Below are 21,459 nucleotides of genomic sequence, written 5' to 3'. Positions count from 1 at the left end.
TGCAAGCGCCTTCAGCTCAATTGCGCTTCGGCCAGCGTGAGTGTGCGCGGGATCTGCGTGGCATCCCAGTGCGTAATCCCCCAATCCAGCAGTTCCCGCGGGCTGGCGTGCAACAGTTCGTCATCGGGTTGCTGGCCGAGGGCGCGCAGGGCTCTCAATAGCAAAGGCGTGGCCTGGTCGGGTGTCAACGGCGGGGAACGGTAGGATTTGCCCAGTTTATTGCCGTCCGGCTGGATGATCAGCGGCACGTGCAGGTAGCGCGGTTGGCGCAGGCCGAGCAGTTCTTGCAGGTAGAGTTGGCGTGGCGTCGAGTCCAGCAGGTCGGCACCGCGCACGATATCGGTCACACCTTGCCACGCATCGTCGAGCACGACGGCCAGTTGATAGGCGTAGAGGCCGTCGCGGCGACGGATGACGAAATCGCCTACATCGCGGCCCAGGTGTTGTCGGAATTCGCCTTGGACGCGGTCGGTAAAGTGGTACTCAAGCTCGGGAACGCGCAAACGGATGGCGGCGTCTTGCTGGTCGTGGCCAGCATTGCGGCATAGGCCCGGGTAGATGCCATTGTAGGGTTCAAGCTGTTTGCGCGAGCAGGTGCAGGCGTAGGCCAGGCCGTGGTTGAACAGGTCATTAAGCACTTTGGCGTAGGCTTCATGCCGCCCGCTTTGTCGGACCAATTCACCGTCCCATTCAAAGCCGTAGCTTTCCAGGGCGTGCAGGATCGCCGCTTGGGCGCCGGGCTCTTCACGGGGTGGGTCGAGGTCTTCCATGCGCATCAGCCAGCGGCCATGGTTGGCGCGGGCGTCAAGGTAGGAGGCGAGGGCGGCGACCAGGGAGCCGAAATGCAAGTGGCCGCTGGGCGTGGGGGCAAAGCGCCCGATATAGGTAGAGGCTGTCATGGGCCGGATACTACTGGAAATTCGGTAAACGCCAGCAACAAAAATGGGGCGTTCGCACGCCCCATTCGTTCAGCTCGGCTGGATTACTTGCCGACCTGTTTTTCCTTGATTTCAGCCAAGGTCTTGCAGTCTACGCAGAGGTCCGCGGTTGGGCGGGCTTCCAGGCGACGAATACCAATCTCGACGCCGCAGGATTCGCACCAGCCGTATTCTTCGTCTTCGATCAGTTGCAGCGTCTTGTCGATCTTCTTGATCAGCTTGCGTTCGCGATCACGGGCGCGCAGTTCAAGGGCGAACTCTTCTTCCTGGCTGGCACGGTCGGCCGGGTCCGGGAAGTTGGCGGCTTCGTCCTTCATGTGGTCAACGGTGCGGTCGACCTCTTGCATCAAGTCCTGCTTCCACTTTTGCAGGATCTTGGTGAAGTGCTGGCGCATGGGCTTGCCCATGTACTCCTCACCCTTCGCTTCGACGTAAGGTGTGAAGCCACTGAGGCTCTGCTGCTGTTGCTTTGCTTGGGTGGACATGAATAGACCGCCTCTCACTCTTCTAATCCATTGCGCAGGATTGCAACGTCACCGACACCTGCCGGCCCTGCGGCTGCAAGCGGGCGAACTTACCAGATAGATTCGGGGTGCGCCACTCCCGGTTGTCGAGGCCTATGGCAAATCGCTTGCAAACTGCGACAGCCCGCCATTGCTGGGTATGCATTGCCTCGAATGTTGATTTTAGTCGTTTTGCAGGCGCTTGCCCGGCCGGCACATGCCGCCGGGCAGGCAATAGAACATGTTTTCCCGCGCGGGTTCGGTAGAATCCAGAATTTGTCCTCACCGTTAAGGAAGGCTAATGGCTCAGCCCTACAGTGCGCGCAGTCGCGCCATCGAACCTTTTCATGTCATGGCATTGCTGGCGCGGGCCAATGAGCTGCAAGCCGCCGGCCATGACGTGATCCACTTGGAAATCGGCGAGCCGGACTTCACCACCGCCGAGCCGATCATCCAGGCCGGCCAGGCAGCGTTGGCCAACGGCAAGACGCGCTATACCGCCGCCCGTGGCTTGCCCGAGTTGCGCGAGGCCATCAGCGGTTTCTACCAGCAGCGCTATGGGCTGAACGTGGACCCCGAGCGCATCCTGATCACGCCCGGTGGCTCTGGCGCATTGTTGCTCGCCAGCAGTTTGCTGGTGGACCCGGGCAAGCATTGGCTGCTCGCCGACCCTGGCTACCCCTGCAACCGCCACTTCCTGCGATTGGTGGAGGGCGCGGCGCAACTGGTGCCGGTCGGTCCTGAAGTGCGCTATCAGTTGACCGCTGACCTGGTGGCCAAACACTGGGATCAGGACAGTGTGGGCGCATTGGTGGCATCCCCGGCCAACCCGACCGGCACGATCCTCACACGTGACGAATTGGCCGAGCTTTCCGGCGCGATCAAGGCGCGCAACGGTCATTTGGTGGTGGACGAGATTTACCATGGCCTCACCTATGGCACCGATGCGGCCAGCGTGCTGGAAGTCGACGACGACGCGTTCGTCCTGAATAGTTTTTCGAAGTATTTCGGCATGACCGGTTGGCGCCTGGGTTGGCTGGTAGCACCACCGGCGGCGGTGGGTGAATTGGAGAAGCTCGCGCAAAATCTCTACATCAGTGCGCCGAGCATGGCCCAGCATGCGGCATTGGCCTGTTTCACCCCGCAAACCCTTAGCATTCTGGAAGAGCGCCGCGCTGAGTTCGGCCGTCGTCGCGACTTCCTGCTGCCCGCCTTGCGCGAGCTTGGGTTTGGCATCGCGGTAGAGCCGGAGGGCGCGTTCTATTTATATGCCGATATCAGCGCGTTCGGCGGTGATGCCTTCGCATTCTGCCGCCACTTCCTCGACACCGAACATGTGGCGTTTACGCCAGGCCTGGATTTTGGCCGCTACCAAGCCGGCCACCATGTGCGTTTTGCCTACACGCAAAACCTCGATCGGCTACAGGAAGCGGTGGAACGGATCGCTCGTGGCTTGCGGAGCTGGCAAGGCTGATGCGCTTTCATCCTCCCCTCGAAGAAGCGCGGCTGATTCGTCGCTACAAGCGTTTTCTCACCGATATCGAAACCGTTACCGGCGAGTTGTTGACCATTCATTGCCCTAACACCGGCTCGATGCTCAATTGCATGGTCGAAGGTGGGCAGGTCTGGTTCAGTCGCTCCGATGACCCCAAGCGCAAGTTGCCGGGCACCTGGGAAATCGCCGAGACGCCCCAGGGTCGCTTGGCGTGTGTAAACACGGCGCGTGCCAATCAGTTGGTCGAGGAAGCGTTACGTGCGGGTGTCATCACCGAGCTGAACGGCTTTACCGCCTTGAAGCGTGAAGTGCCTTACGGTCAGGAGAAAAGCCGCATCGACTTCCGCCTGGACTATCCCGACGGCGCGGCCTACATCGAAGTCAAAAGTGTAACCCTGGGTTTTGACGGCACTTCGGTTGCCGCTTTCCCGGATGCAGTGACCCAGCGTGGCGCCAAGCATTTGCGCGAACTGGCCCATCTGGCGCGTGACGGTGTGCGAGCGGTGCAGTTGTATTGCGTCAACCTCTCGGGGATTGATGCTGTGCGCCCGGCCGTGGAGATCGACGCGGCCTACGCTGCTGCCCTGCGCGAAGCCAAGACGGCCGGGGTGGAAGTGCTGGCGTATGGCGTGCGCGTGACATCCGAGGAGATCTGCGTGGACCGGCGTCTGGACGTGCTGCTCGACTAGAGTTGCACCCACAACCCCTGGGCGTCTTCGCGTCCGGGCAGGGCGGTCAGGCTTTGCCCGGCGCAAGGGCCTGCGATGCACTCGCCGTTCTCGATCAGGAACAGCGCGCCGTGGGTGGCGCACTGGATCAGGCTGGCGCTGTCGTCGAGGAACCGGTCGGGCTGCCATTCCAGTAGAACCCCACGATGGGGGCAGCGGTTGATATAGAAGTAGGCAATGCCGTCCCGGCGCACGGCCAACAATTTGCAACCATCGATTTCAAAACCGAGGCTGCTGTCTGGCGCGAGGGTATCGGAGGAGCAGAGAAACTTCATTTCAATCCTTAAGTGCCTTGACGTTCAAATGCAAACAATTATCAAATGCCGGCTTCGCCCGTTGGCCGACCGGGCGCTCAATACGATGCGGGGCAGCGGTTATCTGTCACATTGATGAGCGTTTGAGCGGCCCTGCCCTTGGAAGGAAACCCTGTTATGCGCCTGAGTGCCAGCGCTATTGCGCTTGTTGTCGGACTGCTGGTCAACCCTGGGGCCCAAGCCTCTGAACTGCCTCAACGTTGGGTGAGTGCCGGTGGGGCGCTGTCGGAATGGGTGACGGCCTTGGGCGGTGAGTCGAAGTTAGTGGGCGTGGATACCACCAGCCAGCACCCTGAGTCCCTCAAGGCGTTGCCGAGCATTGGTTACCAGCGGCAGTTGTCGGCTGAGGGCATCTTGAGTTTGCGCCCGCAGCTGCTGGTGGGTACTGAAGAAATGGGCCCGCCGCCCATACTGGCGCAGATCCGCAGCGCGGGTGTGCAGGTGGAGATGTTCTCGGCGCAGCCTGACTTGCCGACGTTGAAGGGTAACCTCCAGCACTTGGGCAAGTTGCTGGGCGCTGAGGCCAGGGCCAACGCATTGTTTACCGGATATGAGCAGGCGATCGATCAGCAGAAGCGCTGGGTCGCCAAAGCTCAGTCCACCCAAAAGGCCCCCGGCGTTTTGCTGTTGCTGGGTCATGCAGGCGGCAAGCCGCTGATCGCGGGCAAAGACACAGCGGCTGACTGGATGTTGCAGCAGGCGGGAGGACGCAATCTGGCGACGCATACGGGCTACAAACCGTTTTCGGTGGAGTCATTAGCGGGGTTGAGCCCGGATGTGCTGGTGTTTGCGGATCGTGCCCTGACCGGAGATGCGGCGCGTGCGGCGCTGTTCAAGGAAAATCCGATCCTGGCGTCCACGCCGGCGGCCAAAAGCGGACGAGTGTTTGAAGTGGATCCGACCTTGCTGGTCGGCGGGCTGGGGCCGCGTATACCGCAAAGCCTCGCAGACCTATCTGCCGGGTTTTACCCCTCCCAGGCCAAGCCAGCCCCATGACCACTCTGGTAAAACCCAAGACGCTGTTTGTTGGGCTGGCGTTGTTGTGTGTCTTGGCGATCTGGCTTTCGTTGGCGCTGGGGCCTGTCAGCTTACCGTTGCTGGATACGCTCAAAGCCGCGTTGCGCTTGATGGGGTTGCCAATCGAGGCCCAAGGGCTGGAGCAGGCTGAGCTGATCCTGGGGCAGATCCGTTTGCCGCGCACGTTGCTGGGCTTGGCTGTCGGTGGTGTGTTGGCCTTGTCGGGGGTGGCGATGCAGGGGTTGTTTCGCAATCCCCTTGCTGATCCGGGGTTAGTCGGGGTTTCCAGCGGTGCTGCGCTTGGAGCTGCGGTGGCGATCGTCGGCGGTTCGTTTTTGGGTGGGCTGCCCGATGCGTTCGGGCCTTATCTTTTGTCACTCTGCGCATTCCTTGGCGGCCTGGGCGTCACCGCGCTGGTTTATCGATTGGGGCGGCGCAACGGGCAGACCAACGTCGCAACCATGTTGCTCGCCGGCATTGCCCTGACAGCGCTCGCCAGTTCGGCGGTGGGCCTGTTTACCTACCTGGCGGACGACGCCACTTTGCGCACCCTGACGTTTTGGAACCTGGGCAGCCTCAACGGCGCCAGCTATTCACGGTTATGGCCGCTTTTGCTGGTGAGCGCGGGCGTGGCGCTATGGCTGCCGCGCCGGGCAAAAGCGTTGAATGCTTTGCTGCTGGGTGAGTCGGAGGCCAATCATCTCGGCATCGATGTAGAAGGGCTCAAGCGCGAGTTGGTTTTCTGCACGGCGCTGGGCGTCGGGGCTGCGGTGGCTGCCGCGGGCATGATCGGTTTTGTGGGGTTGGTGGTGCCGCATCTGGTGCGTTTGCTGGCGGGGCCGGACCATCGAGTGTTGTTGCCGGCATCGGTTCTGGCTGGTGCAAGCCTATTGTTGTTTGCCGATCTGGTCGCACGGCTCGCGCTGGCACCGGCTGAGTTGCCGATCGGTATCGTCACCGCATTTATCGGCGCGCCGTTTTTTCTTTACCTGTTGTTGCGGGGGCGTGCCTGATGCTGCGTGTGGAAGACCTGCAGATCCGTCGCGGTCGCAAAACTGTATTGGCGGATGTCACCCTCGACCTGTTACCGGGCGAAGTGCTCGGCGTGTTGGGCCCCAACGGTGCGGGCAAAAGTACGCTGCTCGGTGGATTGTGCGGTGAGCTGCACCCCGACCAAGGCAACGTGTGGCTGGATCAGCGCCCGTTGAGTGAGTGGAGTGGTGCGCAGCGGGCACAGCGCCTGGCGGTATTGCCGCAAAGCTCGACGCTGGACTTTGCTTTCCGTGTCGAAGAGGTGGTCGGCATGGGTCGCCTGCCTCATCAGACCGGGCGAGCCCGCGATGATGAGATCATTGAGGCGGCGTTGCAGGCAGCAGATGTTGGCCACTTGAGCGGCCGCAGCTACCTGGCGCTGTCCGGTGGCGAGCGCCAGCGGGTGCATCTGGCACGGGTGCTGGCGCAGTTATGGCCGGGCGAGGCCGGGCAGACGTTGCTGTTGGATGAGCCGACGTCGATGCTGGATCCTTTGCATCAACACACCACCTTACAGGCTATTCGCACCTTTGCTGATCGGGGCGCGGCGGTGTTGGTGATCCTTCACGATTTGAACCTGGCGGCGCGTTACTGCGATCGCATTCTGCTGCTGGAGGCGGGACGGCCACACGCATTGGATACGCCGGTACAGGTGATGCAGCCTGAACCGTTGAAGGCTGTGTTTGGTTTGGATGTGCTGGTGCAGCCCCATCCGGAGCGTGGGCATCCACTGATCATTGCGCGCTGAAATCGGCTTTTTTATAGGCAAAAAAAGACCCGGCAAGAGCCGGGTCAAATAACCGTGATTAGCCTGATGAGGAGATAATCTGAGAGTCCGAACCAATGGTCTTTCAGTTATCGGCTGATCTCGCGATCAGTTGTGATAATCATAACGATTCTCATTTGAGAGTCAACCATTGTTTTTGCATGTTCTCTGCGTTTTCTCAAACGCTTGTTCGCAATTCCTGTAAATGTTGGGGTTAGTCGACGAGCTAATTCTTCTGGCGTGCCGATAGTGCGTCCAATTGACGGTTCAAGGCTTCCTTGCGCTCGGCAGGAATGTCATTCCAGTGCACATCCATCAACGCCCCTTCGATGGCATACAACAGGACTTTGGAGGCGCGAAAGCCACGCGTACGTACGGCCCGGTACGCATCGACCGCTCCCAGGCGGCGCAAGTCCGATGCACTGTGGATGCCCACCGCATGCAGCCACTGTGCGGACGTCTTGCCGAGGTTTTTCAGGTGTTGCAGCTCATCGTTCATCAAGCCTCCTTGCGACGGCCGAATGGTGCGGTGGGTATCGAGACCAGGCAAGCCTGCAAAGGAGTGTAGCGCTCAGTAGGAAAAGCGTAGTTCTTTAGTCGGAAACGGCCTAAAGCTCATAAGAATGGCGAGGTCAGGCAGGCAGGAAGTCCCCGGCTAGGCTGAGCGAGCCGGGGCTTAAGCAGAGGGTTTCAGCGGGTGCGGTAGCGTAGGCGAGTGCCGAAATTAACCGACATGAGGATCTCATCGGCGGTCAGCTCTGGCGGGAAGTAGGTGCCGGATATCTGTGCATGGGCCAGGCTGGCGCCTTCCAGTGGGCAATCGCGCAGGTCCAGGCCACGCAGGTCGGCAGAGCGAAAATAGGCATCGGTGAAGTCCACGCCAGCGGTGTTCAGCTCACGCAAATCCAGCCCGCGGAAGTCGCCGCCGCGCATGTCGATGACCCCGTCTTTAGGGCGTTCCTGGTTGAAGCCACGGATATCGTCTTTATGCAGGAGCGAGTAAAGCGGCGTATCAAGAAGCTTGGGGTGACTCATGACGGCGACTCCTGTTGGATTTATGACGCCATTATAGTGCCACTATTGCTTGGTCGTGCCCCCTAAGTAGACGACACGACCAAGAAATTTTTCTTACAGGCCAGGCAGGCGCTGACGAATATGCGCCACCAGCGCATCGAGGGTGCCACTTTCATTGGTTTCAACACGTTTGCTGAGGAGCAACTCCTCGGCAGTCAGCGGGTCGCGAGTGGCTTGCTGTTCTTCGATAACCGTCAGTGTCGCGTCGGAAGGATCATTTTTGTCCGCCTGACGTTGCGCCAACCAACTGGCGATAACGGCTTGCGGCGCATTGCAATCCAGGATCAGGAAGGGCGCGCCTGTAGCCTCAGCTACTTTGGCCGCTGCATCGCGTTGTTCGCGTTTAAGGAAGGTCGCATCCAGCACCACCGGGTAACCGGCGCGTAGCACGGTATCGGCAATTTCATTCAAGCGTGCGTAAGTTGCCACACTGGCGTCGGCCGCATAGATGCCAGCGTGTGGCGTGTTTTCCACCTGCTGCTCGCCGAACAGGCGCTTGCGCTCCACGTCTGAACGCAGGCGCACGGCGCCCAGGGCTTCAACCAATCGCATGGACACGTGGCTTTTGCCTACGGCCGACACACCGTGGGTAATGGCCAGGAAGCGCGACGGAATGGTGCTGTAGCTTTCCGCCAGGTTGGCGTAGTTGCGGTATTGGCGCAGGGTCGTGGCGCGTTGCACCGGGCTGGCTTCGCTCGGCATGCTGAACAGCGCGATCTTGGCTCGGACTAGAGCGCGATAGGCTTTATAGAAGTTCAGTACTTCCAGGCCTTGATAGTCGCCGGTCAGTTCCAGGTACTGGCTGATAAAACGGCGAGCCAGGGACTTGAGGCCCCGGTCTTCAAGGTCCATCGCCAGGAAACCGGTATCGGCATACACATCGGTGAAGCGGAACGGCTCGTTGAACTCGATGCAGTCGAAGATCACCACGTGGCCGTCGATCAAAGTGGCGTTGCCCAGGTGAATATCACCGTGGCATTCGCGGGTGAAACCGTCCTTTTTGCGCTGGGAGAACAACGGCTTGAGGCGCTCGAAGCTGCTTTCGGCCCAGGCCTGCAGAGCATCCAACTGAGCCAGGTCAGCCTTGTCGCTGAGGAACGGACGGATCTGGTCGAAGTTCTGGCGAACCGGTGCCATGACCTCATCCGGGGTGCCGGCCGGGTGTTCCTGCGGGACTTTTGGCGCAGTGAGGTGGAAGTGCGCGATTTGCTTGGCCATCTCATCGATGTGCGCGCTGGTCAGTTCGCCGTTGGCTTGCAAGGTGCTGAGCAGTTGGCTCTGCGGGAACTGGCGCATTTTCAGCGCGTATTCGACGACCGGGCCGTCGCCGCCCAACTGCGGCGCTTCGGCACTTCCGGTTATCGGCAACACTTCAAGATACAAGTCTTCGGTCAGGCGCTGGTTGAGGCGCAATTCTTCCCGGCAGAAGTGGCCGCGCTTTTCCAGATCGGTGAAGTCGAGAAAGCCGAAGTTCATCGGCTTCTTCAGCTTATAGGCATACGGGCCGGTCAGGACGACCCAGGAAATATGGGTCTCGATGACTTGGAACGCTTCAACCGGGTGAGGGTATAAAGCCGGATTTTGCAGGGCAGCGATCAGGGACTGGCTCACGGGCGATCCTTCAGAGTCTGGGGGAAAACATGGCGGGCATTATGGCCGCTACAAGCGGTCATGCAAACCGCTGTCCGGCTCATGTTGATCATCGATAAAGTGCGTATAATCCGCCGCCATGACTCGAACCCGATCTCCCCGTTCCCGTAAAAAACCTCCTTCCCGCGGCCTGCGCCCTTGGCTGGGCTGGGCGCTCAAGCTCGGCCTTGTAGGCCTCGTCGTGCTCGCCGGCTTTGCGGTGTACCTCGACGCCGTGGTTCAGGAGAAGTTCTCTGGCAAGCGCTGGACCATTCCGGCCAAGGTGTACGCGCGCCCGTTGGAGTTGTTCACCGGCCAGAAGTTGAGCAAGGATGACTTCCTTACCGAACTCGACGCCTTGGGCTACCGCCGCGAACCCGTGAGCAACGGTCCGGGTGCCGCAGCCGTCAGTGGTAACACTGTCGACCTGAATACCCGTGGCTTCCAGTTCTACGAAGGCCTGGAGAAAGCCCAGCCGGTGCGCGTGCGCTTCTCTGGCGATTATGTAGCTGAACTGTCGTCGCTCAATGGTTCAAAGTTGCCGGTGGTTCGCCTGGAACCGCTGATGATCGGCGGCATTTATCCGAAAAACCTTGAAGACCGCATCCTGATCAAACTTGATCAGGTGCCACCGTATCTGCTGGAAACCTTGGTTGCCGTTGAAGATCGCGATTTCTACAGTCACTGGGGTGTGTCGCCGAAGTCGATTGCCCGCGCAGTCTGGGTGAACACCTCCGGCGGCAAGATGACTCAGGGCGGCAGTACGCTGACGCAACAATTGGTCAAGAACTTCTACCTGACCAACGAGCGCAGCCTGACCCGCAAACTTACCGAAGCGATGATGGCGATGCTGCTGGAGCTGCACTACAGCAAGCAGGAAATCCTTGAGGCGTACCTCAACGAGGTTTTCGTCGGTCAGGATGGCCAGCGCGCCGTGCACGGTTTCGGTTTGGCCAGCCAGTTCTTCTTTGGTCAGCCGCTGTCCGAATTGAAGTTGCACCAGGTCGCGTTACTGGTAGGCATGGTCAAAGGGCCTTCCTACTACAACCCGCGCCGCAATCCTGAACGTGCGCTGGAGCGACGCAATCTGGTGCTCGACGTGCTTGAGCAACAGGGTGTCGCCACGGCTGAACAAGTCGCCGCGGCCAAGAAAATGCCACTGGGTGTAACCACCCGCGGCAAACTGGCAGACAGCTCCTTCCCAGGCTTTATCGATCTGGTCAAACGCCAACTGCGTGAAGACTATCGCGACGAAGACTTGACCGAAGAAGGCCTGCGGATCTTTACCAGTTTCGATCCGATCCTGCAGATGAAGGCCGAAGCGTCGGTCAACGACACCTTCAAGCGTCTGACGGGCCGTAAAGGTTCCGATGAAGTCGAAGCGGCCATGGTCGTGACCAACCCGGAAACCGGTGAAGTCCAGGCCATGATCGGCAGTCGCCAGGCTAGCTTTGCCGGCTTCAACCGTGCGCTGGATGCGGTGCGGCCGATCGGTTCGCTGGTCAAGCCAGCGGTCTATCTGACGGCTTTGGAAAAGCCGAGCAAATACACGCTTACCAGTTGGTTGTCGGATGATCCGCTGTCGGTCAAAGGTGCAGATGGTCAGGTGTGGACGCCGCAGAATTTCGACCGCCGCTCCCACGGTACCGTATTCCTGTATCAGGGGATTGCGCACTCCTACAACATATCCACTTCGCGACTCGGCCTTGAAGTCGGCGTACCAAATGTCCTCAAGACCATCGCGCGGCTGGGCGTTACCCGTGAGTTCCCGGCGTTTCCATCGATTCTGCTGGGCGCGGGGGCGATGACCCCGATGGAAGTCGCGACCATGTACCAGACCCTCGCCAACGGTGGTTTCAATACCCCGATGCGCGGAATCCGCAGTGTTCTGACCGCCGAGGGCGAGCCGCTCAAGCGCTACCCGTTCCAAATCCAGCAGCGTTTCGACGCAGGCTCCATCTACCTGATCCAGAACGCCATGCAGCGTGTGATGCGTGAAGGTACGGGGCGCTCGGTGTACAGCGTGCTGCCGGCGAACCTGACCTTGGCGGGCAAGACGGGCACCAGTAACGATTCGCGTGACAGCTGGTTTGCCGGTTTTGGTCAGGACGTGCTGGCGGTGGTGTGGCTGGGGCGTGACGATAACGGCAAGACGCCATTCACCGGTGCTACCGGTGCGCTGCAGGTCTGGACCAGTTTCATGCGCAAGGCCGACCCGCTGCCGTTGAATATGCCGCAGCCGGATAACATCGTGCAGGCCTGGATTGATCCGCACACGGGACAGGGCTCCGATGCCAACTGTCCGGGCGCGGTACAGATGCCGTATATTCGCGGCAGCGAACCGCCACCCGGCGCCGCATGTGGTGGCAGTGCCCCTGCTGATGCGGAATCGGTGATGGATTGGGTCAAGGGCTGGATGAATTAAGCAAAGAGGGTTTCAAGTGAACAAGTGGTTGTTTCCAGCTATTACAGCTCTGGCTTTGCTCGGCGGTTGCTCCAGCGTGCAGCGCGGCTCCATTCCCGTGGTGGACTCGAGCACGGCCGTCTCGAATAACGACCGGATCTCGGCCAATGGCGGGTTCCGCCAGACCGTCACCAATCGTCCTGCCCAGGCCAAGCCGCAAGCCATGCCGCAGGATTCGGGCGTGGTGGTGATGGTGCCTGGCGGTGGTGCTGCGACGTCGGCCCCAATCAGCGCCGAGCCATGGACCCCTGGGCCGAGCAACTCCGGCCCGATCGATACCACGCCGATCCAGACCGCCCCGATCAATCAGGGCACCTACAACATGCCGTCGACGCCGAGTGGCATTCCATCGTCGTCCAGCAGCGGTGGCCTGTCGGCTGACGAGCAACTGGATGGCCCGGTGCTGGCTTTGTTGACCACTGCCCAGCAACAGCAGGCGGGCGGTGATTTGAACGGCGCATCGTCGAGTCTTGAGCGTGCCCAGCGCGTTGCGCCGCGTGAGCCGCAAGTGCTGTATCGCTTGGCCCAGGTACGCATGGCCCAGGGTGATGCGCCGCAGGCGGAGCAGTTCGCCCGTCGCGGCTTGTCGCTCGCCAACGGGCGTCCCGACCTGCAAGCTAGCCTGTGGGCGTTGATTGGCGACGCGCGTGCCGCACAAGGCGATGCCGCTGGCGCTGCCCAAGCGCGTCAAAAAGCCAAGGTCAGCCTCTGATGGATGCACGGTTTCCCGCTATCGCCGAACAGCTGTTGCTCATAGAGCGAGAGTTGCGGGTGCAGGGCTGGTGGGACGATGTGTCCCCCAGCGCCGAGGCGCTCAGCAGTGTCGAGCCCTTTTCCGTGGACACCCTGGACTTTCACCAGTGGCTGCAATGGATCTTCCTGGTGCGCATGAAGCAGATTCTTGAACAGGATCTGCCTTTGCCCAACGCCTCGGGCATTCTGGAGATGGCCGAAATGGTCTACGCCGATCGCCCGCTAGAGAGCCTTGGTTTGCGTAACGCGCTGAAAAAGTTCGACCAATTGATCGTCGACGCTCGTTAATTGCCTGACTGCCGGTTTTTCCGGCAGTGTTGCGCACATTTCTACCGCTTGACGACATTCAGGCGAGTTTTATCCCTCCTCAAAGCCCTTTCTCCTGCGTTCTCATGCGCTTAGTTGGAAAAAAGCGCAATTATTGCTTGACTTGAAGGGCCTGAAACAGAAGAATCCAAAGTCCGCTGTATCGGGACTGCCAGAAGCAGGCCCGCTCAGCAGATCATGAGGCGCACATCCGCGCCGACCTGTTACACCCGCAACGCGTTACCTCGCGCTGGGTGGGAAAAGCCCGCAACACTTGGGACGATCCCAATACTTGCTCAGTCAGTGCTGACGTAGTCGGCGACCACCGTCGCTCATGCTCTGTTGAGAAGTAAACCTATTAAGACCCGTCGGTTTTCAACGGACGGTATTCTGGCGTTTTAGAGGTGAACAACGTGGAGCTTTTATCTGGTGGTGAGATGCTCGTCCGCTTTTTGCGTGACGAAGGCGTCGACTATATCTACGGGTACCCAGGTGGTGCTCTGCTGCATGTCTACGACGCACTGTTCAAGGAACCGGCTGTTACCCACATCCTGGTTCGCCACGAACAAGCCGCGACCCATATGGCTGACGGTTACGCCCGTGCCACCGGTAAAGCCGGCGTGGTACTGGTAACGTCCGGCCCAGGCGCCACCAATGCCATTACCGGCATCGCGACTGCGTATATGGACTCCATCCCGATGGTGATCATTTCCGGCCAGGTGCCCAGCACCATGGTAGGCACCGATGCATTCCAGGAAACCGACATGATCGGTATCTCCCGGCCGATCGTGAAACACAGCTTCATGATCAAGCATCCGTCGGAAATCCCGGAAGTCATGAAAAAGGCCTTCTACCTCGCGCAGTCCGGTCGTCCGGGCCCTGTCGTGGTCGATATCCCGAAAGACATGACCAACCCGGCCGAAAAGTTCGAATACATCTTCCCGAAGAAAGCCAAGCTGCGTTCCTACAGCCCGGCCGTCCGCGGGCACTCGGGACAAATCCGCAAGGCGGCAGAAATGCTCCTGGCGGCCAAGCGTCCTGTGTTGTACTCGGGTGGTGGCGTCATTTTGGGCGGCGGTTCTGCACCCTTGACCGAACTGGCCAAGCTGCTCAACCTGCCGGTGACCAACACCTTGATGGGGCTCGGCGCATTCCCGGGCACAGACCGTCAGTTCGTCGGCATGCTCGGCATGCACGGTAGCTACACCGCCAACCTGGCCATGCACCACGCTGACGTGATCCTGGCGGTGGGTGCACGTTTTGATGACCGAGTGATCAACGGCGCGAGCAAATTCTGCCCGAATGCCAAGATCATCCACATCGACATCGACCCGGCGTCCATCTCCAAGACCATCAAGGCCGACGTGCCTATCGTAGGTCCAGTGGAAAGCGTATTGACCGAAATGGTCGCTGCGCTGAAGGACATTGGCGAGGCGCCGAACAAGGAATCCGTTGCCAGTTGGTGGAAGCAGATCGACGAGTGGCGCGGTGACCGCGGCCTTTTCCCTTACGACAAGGGCGACGGCAGCATCATCAAGCCACAAACCGTGATCGAGACCCTGTGCGAAGTGACCAAGGGCGATGCCTTTGTGACCTCCGACGTGGGCCAGCACCAGATGTTCGCCGCGCAGTACTACAAGTTCGACAAGCCTAACCGCTGGATCAACTCCGGTGGCCTGGGCACGATGGGCTTTGGTTTCCCTGCGGCCATGGGCGTGAAACTGAGCTTCCCGGACACCGACGTCGCGTGCGTCACCGGTGAGGGCAGCATCCAGATGAACATCCAGGAACTGTCGACGTGCCTGCAGTACGGCCTTCCGGTGAAGATCGTCTGCTTGAACAACGGCGTGCTGGGCATGGTTCGTCAATGGCAGGACATGAGCTACAACAGCCGTCACTCCCATTCCTACATGGAATCGCTGCCGGATTTCGTCAAACTGGTTGAAGCCTATGGCCACGTCGGCATTCGCATCACCGATTTGAAAGATCTGAAGCCGAAAATGGAAGAGGCGTTCGCCATGAAAGACCGCCTGGTGTTCATCGATATCAAGGTGGATACCAGTGAGCACGTCTACCCGATGCAGATCAAAGACGGCTCGATGCGCGACATGTGGCTGAACAAGACGGAGCGTACTTAATCATGCGGCACATTATCTCCCTGCTTCTGGAGAACGAACCCGGCGCTCTGTCTCGTGTTGTCGGCCTGTTTTCGCAACGTAACTACAACATCGAAAGCCTGACCGTGGCCCCGACCGAAGACCCGACCCTGTCGCGCCTGACGTTGACCACTGTGGGCCACGATGAGGTGATCGAACAGATCACCAAGAACCTCAACAAGCTGATCGAAGTGGTCAAGCTGGTCGACCTGTCGGAAAGTGCCCACATTGAGCGCGAGCTGATGCTGGTTAAAGTGAAGGCCACAGGTGCCCAACGTGCCGAGATCAAACGCACCACCGACATTTATCGTGGGCAGATCGTCGATGTGAGCGCCAGCGTTTATACCGTTCAACTGACCGGGACAAGCGACAAGCTGGACAGCTTCATCCAGTCGATCGGGACGGCCTCGATTCTGGAAACAGTACGCAGTGGTGTCACCGGGATTGCCCGTGGCGACAAAGTACTCAGCATCTAACCCAAATTAGCGAATGGCCTTACGGCCTGGATATATAGAGGAACCTCATGAAAGTTTATTACGATAAAGATTGTGACCTGTCGATCATCCAGGGCAAGAAAGTCGCCATCATCGGCTACGGCTCCCAGGGGCACGCGCAAGCTTGCAACCTCAAAGACTCCGGCGTTGACGTGACTGTAGGCCTGCGCAAAGGCTCGGCCACTGTTGCCAAGGCTGAGGCCCACGGCCTGAAAGTGACTGACGTTGCTTCTGCCGTTGCTGCTGCTGACCTGGTCATGATCCTGACCCCGGACGAGTTCCAGTCCTCGCTGTATAAGAACGAAATCGAGCCGAACATCAAGAAGGGCGCTACCCTGGCCTTTTCCCACGGTTTCGCGATTCACTACAACCAGGTAGTGCCACGCGCTGACCTCGACGTGATCATGATCGCGCCGAAAGCGCCAGGTCACACCGTGCGTTCCGAGTTCGTCAAAGGCGGCGGTATCCCTGACCTGATCGCGATCTACCAGGACGCATCGGGCAACGCCAAGAACGTGGCACTGTCCTACGCTGCTGGCGTCGGTGGCGGTCGTACCGGCATCATCGAAACCACCTTCAAGGACGAGACTGAAACCGACCTGTTCGGCGAACAAGCCGTTCTGTGCGGCGGTACCGTTGAACTGGTAAAAGCCGGTTTCGAAACCCTGGTTGAAGCTGGCTACGCGCCGGAAATGGCCTACTTCGAATGCTTGCACGAACTGAAACTGATCGTTGACCTCATGTACGAAGGCGGTATCGCCAACATGAACTACTCGATCTCCAACAACGCCGAGTACGGCGAGTACGTGACTGGCCCGGAAGTGATCAACGCCGAGTCCCGTCAGGCCATGCGCAACGCCCTGAAACGTATTCAGGATGGCGAATACGCCAAAATGTTCATCAGCGAAGGCGCTACCGGCTACCCTTCGATGACCGCCAAGCGTCGTAACAACGCCGCTCACGGTATCGAAGTCATCGGCGAGCAACTGCGCTCCATGATGCCGTGGATCGGTGCCAACAAGATCGTCGACAAAGCCAAGAACTAAGTCGTACGTATCAAGGGAAAACGCGGCTTAGGCCGCGTTTTTTCGTTTGGGGGGCGGGTTCTGGTATAAAGCTGCATCGTTTGCGGGCGAACACGCGCCGCAAGTATCTGTCGAATTTTTTTCACACCGTTGCAAGGTAAAGTCCATGAGCGAACGTCCCGAAGAGCCAAACCAGGCTCCTGACGCCGAAAGCCTGCTGCCGATCGATGAACATGTCGAAGAAGGGCATGACGCTGAAGGCCGCAAGGTCCGGCATCGTGGCATCTATCTTTTGCCCAACCTGTTCACCACGGCGAACCTGTTTGCCGGGTTCTACTCCATCATCAACTCCATGAGCGCCCAAAGCGCGCTGGCGGCAGGTGATGCGGCGAGTGCCAGCAAGTATTTCGGCTTTGCTGCCATCGCCATCTTTGTTGCCATGGTGCTCGACGGCCTGGATGGTCGTGTTGCGCGCATGACCAATACGCAAAGTGCCTTCGGTGCCGAGTACGACTCGTTGTCGGATATGGTCGCGTTTGGTGTTGCGCCCGCGTTGCTGGCATTTGCCTGGGCGCTGGGTGACATGGGCAAGGTCGGTTGGATGGTTGCCTTCATCTATGTCGCGGGTGCTGCTTTGCGTCTGGCGCGCTTCAATACCCAGGTGGGAACTGCCGACAAGCGTTACTTCATCGGTTTGGCCAGCCCGGCTGCTGCGGGTGTGGTAGCGGGCATCGTCTGGGCGTTCAGCGATTACGGCATCCAGGGTTCGAAGATGTCGTTCCTGGTGGCCTTGATGGTGGCTGCGGCCGGCATGCTGATGGTCAGCAACATCAAGTACAACAGCTTCAAGGAGCTGGACCTGAAGGGGCGCGTACCTTTCGTGGCGATTCTGGCAGTGGTGCTGGTGTTCGCCGTGGTGTTCAGCGACCCGCCGCGTATTCTGTTGCTGGCGTTCCTGGTTTACGCCGCTTCGGGGCCGGTTCAGTACTTACTGCATCTGCGCCGCGACAAAACATTGCCTTAATGTAATTTCCCCCATACTCCGCAGTCTATTGGTGCATCAGTCCTCCAATGCTGCGGAGTTGCCATGTTAATCAAATTGCCCAAAGCGTCCGATTGCCACGAATCGGATGTCACACCTGAATCCTTCTATCTCTCTCGCCGTAGCTTGCTCGGTGGTGCGCTTGCCGGCGTTGCTGCCAGCAGCTTGCCGCGTTGGGCGAGTGCGGACGAAGCCTCGCGTTATGCCGATGTCGAAGCGGGCAGGGCACCGAGCTGGTTTGCCGAGAAACTGCCGGGCACGAAATGGCAGGCTGTCACGGTAAAGGACGAGGCAATCACCCCGTTCAAGGATGCGACCCACTACAACAACTTCTACGAGTTCGGTACAGGTAAGGGCGACCCAGCAACCAATGCGGGCTCACTCAAGACCGAGCCCTGGAGCGTGGTGATTGATGGCGAAGTCGCGAAACCAGGTCGATATGCCCTGGAAGACTTCATGAATCCGTATCAGTTGGAAGAGCGTATCTACCGTCTGCGCTGTGTTGAGGCATGGTCAATGGTTATTCCATGGATCGGTTTTCCGATCTCGGCGTTGCTCAAGCAGGTTGAGCCGACTTCCAAGGCCAAATACATTCGTTTTGAAACGCTGCAAGATCCCAAGAGCATGCCGGGCCAGCGGTCGAGTTTTGGCTTGATCGATTGGCCTTATATAGAGGGCTTGCGTCTGGATGAGGCGATGAACCCTTTGGCGATCCTGGCTGTGGGAATGTACGGGCGCGAACTGCCTAACCAGAATGGCGCGCCGCTGCGTTTGGTCGTGCCATGGAAATATGGCTTCAAGAGTGTGAAGTCTATTGTTCGCATCAGCCTTGTCAGCGAGCAGCCGAAAACCACCTGGCAGAGCATTGCAGCGGACGAATATGGTTTTTATGCAAATGTGAACCCTACGGTCGATCACCCGCGTTGGACCCAAGCGCGGGAGCGTCGTCTACCGAGTGGCCTCTTCAGCCCCAATGTGCGCGAGACGCAGATGTTCAATGGTTACTCGGATGAGGTGGCGTCTCTCTATACCGATCTCGACCTGCGGAAGAACTACTGATGCGTTACCCGATTTGGCGTATTGGCGTCTTTATAGTGGCGGCGGTATGGCCGTTGTTCTGGCTATATGAAGCTTGGAGTTCTGTCCTGGGGCCGGATCCGGGCAAAGTGCTGGTTGATCGGCTGGGCCTCGGCACGCTGATACTGCTGTTGATCACCCTGGCAATGACCCCGCTGCAGAAGCTTAGTGGTTGGGCAGGGTGGATAGCGGTGCGTCGGCAGCTTGGGTTGTGGTGCTTTGCTTATGTCGTGCTGCATCTGGCTGCTTATTGTGTGTTTGTGCTGGGGTTGGATTGGTCGCAGCTCGGCGTTGAGTTGCGCAAACGGCCTTACATTATCGTGGGCGCGTTGGGTTTCCTGTCGCTGTTGGTATTGGCGGTGACGTCGAATCGTTACAGTCAGCGTCGGTTGGGCAGCCGTTGGAAGAAGCTGCACCGTCTGGTGTACGTGATTCTGGGACTTGGCTTGCTTCACATGTTGTGGATTGTGCGGGCGGACCTCAAGGAATGGGCTATCTATGCTTCTATAGGTGCGCTGCTCCTGGTGCTACGGATCCCGCCTGTAATGCGTCGAATCCCGCGCCTTATTGCGAAAAAATCACTTTCTTCAACGAAAGCGTAATTAACGGTTGACGGTAGATTCAAGATGTCTATAATTCGCCCCACTTCCGGCGCAGTAGAAACGGAAAACTCCTTGGTAAACAATGAGTTATGTAAGTTTCGGCAGCAGGTTGCTTCAGTTCATCGAAGCCAAAAGGAAGTTGAAAAAGAGGTGTTGACAGCAGCGTGTAACGCTGTAGAATTCGCCTCCCGCTGACGAGAGATCGGAAGCGCAAGTGGTTGAAGTTGTTGAAGAAATCTTCGAAAGCTTCTGAAAATAATCACTTGACAGCAAATGAGGCTGCTGTAGAATGCGCGCCTCGGTTGAGACGAAAGATCTTAACCAACCGCTCTTTAACAACTGAATCAAGCAATTCTTGTGGGTGCTTGTGGGGTCAGACTGATAGTCAACAAGATTATCAGCATCACAAGTTACTCCGCGAGAAATCAAAGATGTAACCAACGATTGCTGAGCCAAGTTTAGGGTTTCTTAAAAACCCAAAGATGTTTGAACTGAAGAGTTTGATCATGGCTCAGATTGAACGCTGGCGGCAGGCCTAACACATGCAAGTCGAGCGGTAGAGAGAAGCTTGCTTCTCTTGAGAGCGGCGGACGGGTGAGTAATGCCTAGGAATCTGCCTGGTAGTGGGGGATAACGTTCGGAAACGAACGCTAATACCGCATACGTCCTACGGGAGAAAGCAGGGGACCTTCGGGCCTTGCGCTATCAGATGAGCCTAGGTCGGATTAGCTAGTTGGTGAGGTAATGGCTCACCAAGGCGACGATCCGTAACTGGTCTGAGAGGATGATCAGTCACACTGGAACTGAGACACGGTCCAGACTCCTACGGGAGGCAGCAGTGGGGAATATTGGACAATGGGCGAAAGCCTGATCCAGCCATGCCGCGTGTGTGAAGAAGGTCTTCGGATTGTAAAGCACTTTAAGTTGGGAGGAAGGGCATTAACCTAATACGTTAGTGTTTTGACGTTACCGACAGAATAAGCACCGGCTAACTCTGTGCCAGCAGCCGCGGTAATACAGAGGGTGCAAGCGTTAATCGGAATTACTGGGCGTAAAGCGCGCGTAGGTGGTTTGTTAAGTTGGATGTGAAATCCCCGGGCTCAACCTGGGAACTGCATTCAAAACTGACTGACTAGAGTATGGTAGAGGGTGGTGGAATTTCCTGTGTAGCGGTGAAATGCGTAGATATAGGAAGGAACACCAGTGGCGAAGGCGACCACCTGGACTAATACTGACACTGAGGTGCGAAAGCGTGGGGAGCAAACAGGATTAGATACCCTGGTAGTCCACGCCGTAAACGATGTCAACTAGCCGTTGGAAGCCTTGAGCTTTTAGTGGCGCAGCTAACGCATTAAGTTGACCGCCTGGGGAGTACGGCCGCAAGGTTAAAACTCAAATGAATTGACGGGGGCCCGCACAAGCGGTGGAGCATGTGGTTTAATTCGAAGCAACGCGAAGAACCTTACCAGGCCTTGACATCCAATGAACTTTCTAGAGATAGATTGGTGCCTTCGGGAACATTGAGACAGGTGCTGCATGGCTGTCGTCAGCTCGTGTCGTGAGATGTTGGGTTAAGTCCCGTAACGAGCGCAACCCTTGTCCTTAGTTACCAGCACGTAATGGTGGGCACTCTAAGGAGACTGCCGGTGACAAACCGGAGGAAGGTGGGGATGACGTCAAGTCATCATGGCCCTTACGGCCTGGGCTACACACGTGCTACAATGGTCGGTACAGAGGGTTGCCAAGCCGCGAGGTGGAGCTAATCCCATAAAACCGATCGTAGTCCGGATCGCAGTCTGCAACTCGACTGCGTGAAGTCGGAATCGCTAGTAATCGCGAATCAGAATGTCGCGGTGAATACGTTCCCGGGCCTTGTACACACCGCCCGTCACACCATGGGAGTGGGTTGCACCAGAAGTAGCTAGTCTAACCTTCGGGAGGACGGTTACCACGGTGTGATTCATGACTGGGGTGAAGTCGTAACAAGGTAGCCGTAGGGGAACCTGCGGCTGGATCACCTCCTTAATCGACGACATCAGCTGCT

At 58.5% G+C, this 21,459-nt stretch carries 20 protein-coding genes and 1 rRNA gene; 15 read left to right on the top strand and 6 right to left on the bottom strand.

Annotated elements, in window-relative coordinates; genetic code table 11:
- Positions 1-11: 11 nt before the first annotated feature.
- Together gluQRS and dksA are read right to left on the bottom strand one after the other, a co-directional pair.
- Positions 12-899: a tRNA glutamyl-Q(34) synthetase GluQRS gene (gene gluQRS / locus U367_RS0117275; protein ID WP_028617957.1), complete on the bottom strand. Its 888-nt coding sequence runs from the start codon at positions 897-899 to the stop codon at positions 12-14.
- A gap of 83 nt (positions 900-982) precedes the next feature.
- A complete protein-coding gene (dksA, locus tag U367_RS0117270) occupies positions 983-1,423 on the bottom strand; it encodes an RNA polymerase-binding protein DksA (protein WP_026083092.1) in 441 nt (146 codons plus the stop codon).
- Positions 1,424-1,742: 319 nt separating this feature from the next.
- Between dksA and U367_RS0117265 the strand changes: the two genes are divergently transcribed.
- Both U367_RS0117265 and sfsA read left to right on the top strand, forming a co-directional pair.
- Positions 1,743-2,915: a pyridoxal phosphate-dependent aminotransferase gene (locus U367_RS0117265; RefSeq protein WP_028617956.1), complete on the top strand. Its 1,173-nt coding sequence runs from the start codon at positions 1,743-1,745 to the stop codon at positions 2,913-2,915.
- Positions 2,915-3,625, top strand: a complete 711-nt coding sequence (sfsA, locus tag U367_RS0117260) for a DNA/RNA nuclease SfsA (protein WP_028617955.1) — start codon at positions 2,915-2,917, stop codon at positions 3,623-3,625. The genes U367_RS0117265 and sfsA overlap by 1 nt, the downstream gene beginning before the upstream one ends.
- Here sfsA and U367_RS0117255 read toward each other — a convergent pair.
- Positions 3,622-3,939 (bottom strand): Rieske (2Fe-2S) protein, encoded by a 318-nt coding sequence (locus tag U367_RS0117255; protein ID WP_028617954.1) that lies wholly within the window; start codon positions 3,937-3,939, stop codon positions 3,622-3,624. The genes sfsA and U367_RS0117255 overlap by 4 nt on opposite strands.
- 156 nt (positions 3,940-4,095) lie before the next feature.
- Between U367_RS0117255 and U367_RS0117250 the strand changes: the two genes are divergently transcribed.
- From U367_RS0117250 to U367_RS0117240, 3 genes are read left to right on the top strand one after another with little or no spacing between them, the layout of a single operon-like run.
- Positions 4,096-4,974, top strand: coding sequence for a heme/hemin ABC transporter substrate-binding protein (locus U367_RS0117250; protein ID WP_028617953.1), 879 nt, complete (start codon positions 4,096-4,098; stop codon positions 4,972-4,974).
- On the top strand, positions 4,971-6,008 hold the full coding sequence (locus U367_RS0117245; protein WP_028617952.1) for a FecCD family ABC transporter permease: 1,038 nt from the start codon (positions 4,971-4,973) through the stop codon (positions 6,006-6,008). The genes U367_RS0117250 and U367_RS0117245 overlap by 4 nt, the downstream gene beginning before the upstream one ends.
- Complete coding sequence (locus U367_RS0117240) at positions 6,008-6,775, top strand: heme ABC transporter ATP-binding protein (RefSeq protein WP_028617951.1); 768 nt, start codon at positions 6,008-6,010, stop codon at positions 6,773-6,775. Before U367_RS0117245 ends, U367_RS0117240 begins: the two co-directional genes overlap by 1 nt.
- A 244-nt stretch (positions 6,776-7,019) precedes the next feature.
- Here the strand turns inward: U367_RS0117240 and U367_RS0117235 are convergent, their stop codons facing one another.
- The 3 genes from U367_RS0117235 to U367_RS0117225 form a co-directional block, all read right to left on the bottom strand.
- Positions 7,020-7,292: a TfoX/Sxy family protein gene (locus tag U367_RS0117235; RefSeq protein ID WP_010206563.1), complete on the bottom strand. Its 273-nt coding sequence runs from the start codon at positions 7,290-7,292 to the stop codon at positions 7,020-7,022.
- A 191-nt stretch (positions 7,293-7,483) separates the two neighbouring features.
- Positions 7,484-7,828, bottom strand: coding sequence for a pentapeptide repeat-containing protein (locus U367_RS0117230; protein ID WP_016976848.1), 345 nt, complete (start codon positions 7,826-7,828; stop codon positions 7,484-7,486).
- A gap of 93 nt (positions 7,829-7,921) precedes the next feature.
- Positions 7,922-9,478 (bottom strand): bifunctional aminoglycoside phosphotransferase/ATP-binding protein, encoded by a 1,557-nt coding sequence (locus U367_RS0117225; protein ID WP_028617950.1) that lies wholly within the window; start codon positions 9,476-9,478, stop codon positions 7,922-7,924.
- Between the two features lie 118 nt (positions 9,479-9,596).
- On the opposite strand from U367_RS0117225, the gene mrcB reads away from it, so the two are divergent.
- From mrcB to U367_RS0117175, 10 genes are all read left to right on the top strand, one after another.
- A complete protein-coding gene (gene mrcB, locus U367_RS0117220; RefSeq protein WP_028617949.1) occupies positions 9,597-11,921 on the top strand; it encodes a penicillin-binding protein 1B in 2,325 nt (774 codons plus the stop codon).
- Positions 11,922-11,937: 16 nt separating this feature from the next.
- Positions 11,938-12,672: a tetratricopeptide repeat protein gene (locus U367_RS0117215; protein ID WP_028617948.1), complete on the top strand. Its 735-nt coding sequence runs from the start codon at positions 11,938-11,940 to the stop codon at positions 12,670-12,672.
- Positions 12,672-13,001: a YqcC family protein gene (locus U367_RS0117210; protein ID WP_028617947.1), complete on the top strand. Its 330-nt coding sequence runs from the start codon at positions 12,672-12,674 to the stop codon at positions 12,999-13,001. Before U367_RS0117215 ends, U367_RS0117210 begins: the two co-directional genes overlap by 1 nt.
- 431 nt (positions 13,002-13,432) lie before the next feature.
- Complete coding sequence (locus U367_RS0117205; protein WP_028617946.1) at positions 13,433-15,157, top strand: acetolactate synthase 3 large subunit; 1,725 nt, start codon at positions 13,433-13,435, stop codon at positions 15,155-15,157.
- Positions 15,158-15,159: 2 nt separating this feature from the next.
- On the top strand, positions 15,160-15,651 hold the full coding sequence (gene ilvN, locus U367_RS0117200; protein WP_003176102.1) for an acetolactate synthase small subunit: 492 nt from the start codon (positions 15,160-15,162) through the stop codon (positions 15,649-15,651).
- Positions 15,652-15,698: 47 nt separating this feature from the next.
- Entirely contained in the window at positions 15,699-16,715 is a 1,017-nt protein-coding gene (ilvC, locus tag U367_RS0117195) for a ketol-acid reductoisomerase (RefSeq protein ID WP_003194132.1), read from the top strand.
- Positions 16,716-16,860: 145 nt separating this feature from the next.
- Complete coding sequence (gene pssA, locus U367_RS0117190; protein ID WP_016976855.1) at positions 16,861-17,718, top strand: CDP-diacylglycerol--serine O-phosphatidyltransferase; 858 nt, start codon at positions 16,861-16,863, stop codon at positions 17,716-17,718.
- A gap of 63 nt (positions 17,719-17,781) precedes the next feature.
- Positions 17,782-18,795: a protein-methionine-sulfoxide reductase catalytic subunit MsrP gene (gene msrP, locus U367_RS0117185; protein ID WP_028617945.1), complete on the top strand. Its 1,014-nt coding sequence runs from the start codon at positions 17,782-17,784 to the stop codon at positions 18,793-18,795.
- Positions 18,795-19,415, top strand: a complete 621-nt coding sequence (gene msrQ / locus U367_RS0117180) for a protein-methionine-sulfoxide reductase heme-binding subunit MsrQ (RefSeq protein WP_028617944.1) — start codon at positions 18,795-18,797, stop codon at positions 19,413-19,415. Before msrP ends, msrQ begins: the two co-directional genes overlap by 1 nt.
- Positions 19,416-19,903: 488 nt before the next feature.
- Positions 19,904-21,440: ribosomal RNA gene (locus tag U367_RS0117175) — 16S ribosomal RNA — on the top strand.
- Positions 21,441-21,459 lie beyond the last annotated feature (19 nt).

The organism is Pseudomonas canadensis, from assembly GCF_000503215.1.
Classification (GTDB): Bacteria; Pseudomonadota; Gammaproteobacteria; order Pseudomonadales; family Pseudomonadaceae; genus Aquipseudomonas; species Aquipseudomonas canadensis.
This window is presented reverse-complemented; position numbering and strand designations above follow the sequence as displayed.

Coding starts and splice junctions, on each gene's coding strand:
- U367_RS0117265 (WP_028617956.1), top strand. CDS start 1,743: ATGGCTCAGCCCTACAGTGCGCGCAGTCGCGCCATCGAACCTTTTCAT.
- msrP (WP_028617945.1), top strand. CDS start 17,782: ATGTTAATCAAATTGCCCAAAGCGTCCGATTGCCACGAATCGGATGTC.
- gluQRS (WP_028617957.1), bottom strand. CDS start 899: ATGACAGCCTCTACCTATATCGGGCGCTTTGCCCCCACGCCCAGCGGC.
- msrQ (WP_028617944.1), top strand. CDS start 18,795: ATGCGTTACCCGATTTGGCGTATTGGCGTCTTTATAGTGGCGGCGGTA.
- U367_RS0117255 (WP_028617954.1), bottom strand. CDS start 3,939: ATGAAGTTTCTCTGCTCCTCCGATACCCTCGCGCCAGACAGCAGCCTC.
- dksA (WP_026083092.1), bottom strand. CDS start 1,423: ATGTCCACCCAAGCAAAGCAACAGCAGCAGAGCCTCAGTGGCTTCACA.
- sfsA (WP_028617955.1), top strand. CDS start 2,915: ATGCGCTTTCATCCTCCCCTCGAAGAAGCGCGGCTGATTCGTCGCTAC.
- U367_RS0117210 (WP_028617947.1), top strand. CDS start 12,672: ATGGATGCACGGTTTCCCGCTATCGCCGAACAGCTGTTGCTCATAGAG.
- U367_RS0117240 (WP_028617951.1), top strand. CDS start 6,008: ATGCTGCGTGTGGAAGACCTGCAGATCCGTCGCGGTCGCAAAACTGTA.
- U367_RS0117235 (WP_010206563.1), bottom strand. CDS start 7,292: ATGAACGATGAGCTGCAACACCTGAAAAACCTCGGCAAGACGTCCGCA.
- ilvN (WP_003176102.1), top strand. CDS start 15,160: ATGCGGCACATTATCTCCCTGCTTCTGGAGAACGAACCCGGCGCTCTG.
- U367_RS0117230 (WP_016976848.1), bottom strand. CDS start 7,828: ATGAGTCACCCCAAGCTTCTTGATACGCCGCTTTACTCGCTCCTGCAT.
- pssA (WP_016976855.1), top strand. CDS start 16,861: ATGAGCGAACGTCCCGAAGAGCCAAACCAGGCTCCTGACGCCGAAAGC.
- U367_RS0117250 (WP_028617953.1), top strand. CDS start 4,096: ATGCGCCTGAGTGCCAGCGCTATTGCGCTTGTTGTCGGACTGCTGGTC.
- ilvC (WP_003194132.1), top strand. CDS start 15,699: ATGAAAGTTTATTACGATAAAGATTGTGACCTGTCGATCATCCAGGGC.
- U367_RS0117245 (WP_028617952.1), top strand. CDS start 4,971: ATGACCACTCTGGTAAAACCCAAGACGCTGTTTGTTGGGCTGGCGTTG.
- mrcB (WP_028617949.1), top strand. CDS start 9,597: ATGACTCGAACCCGATCTCCCCGTTCCCGTAAAAAACCTCCTTCCCGC.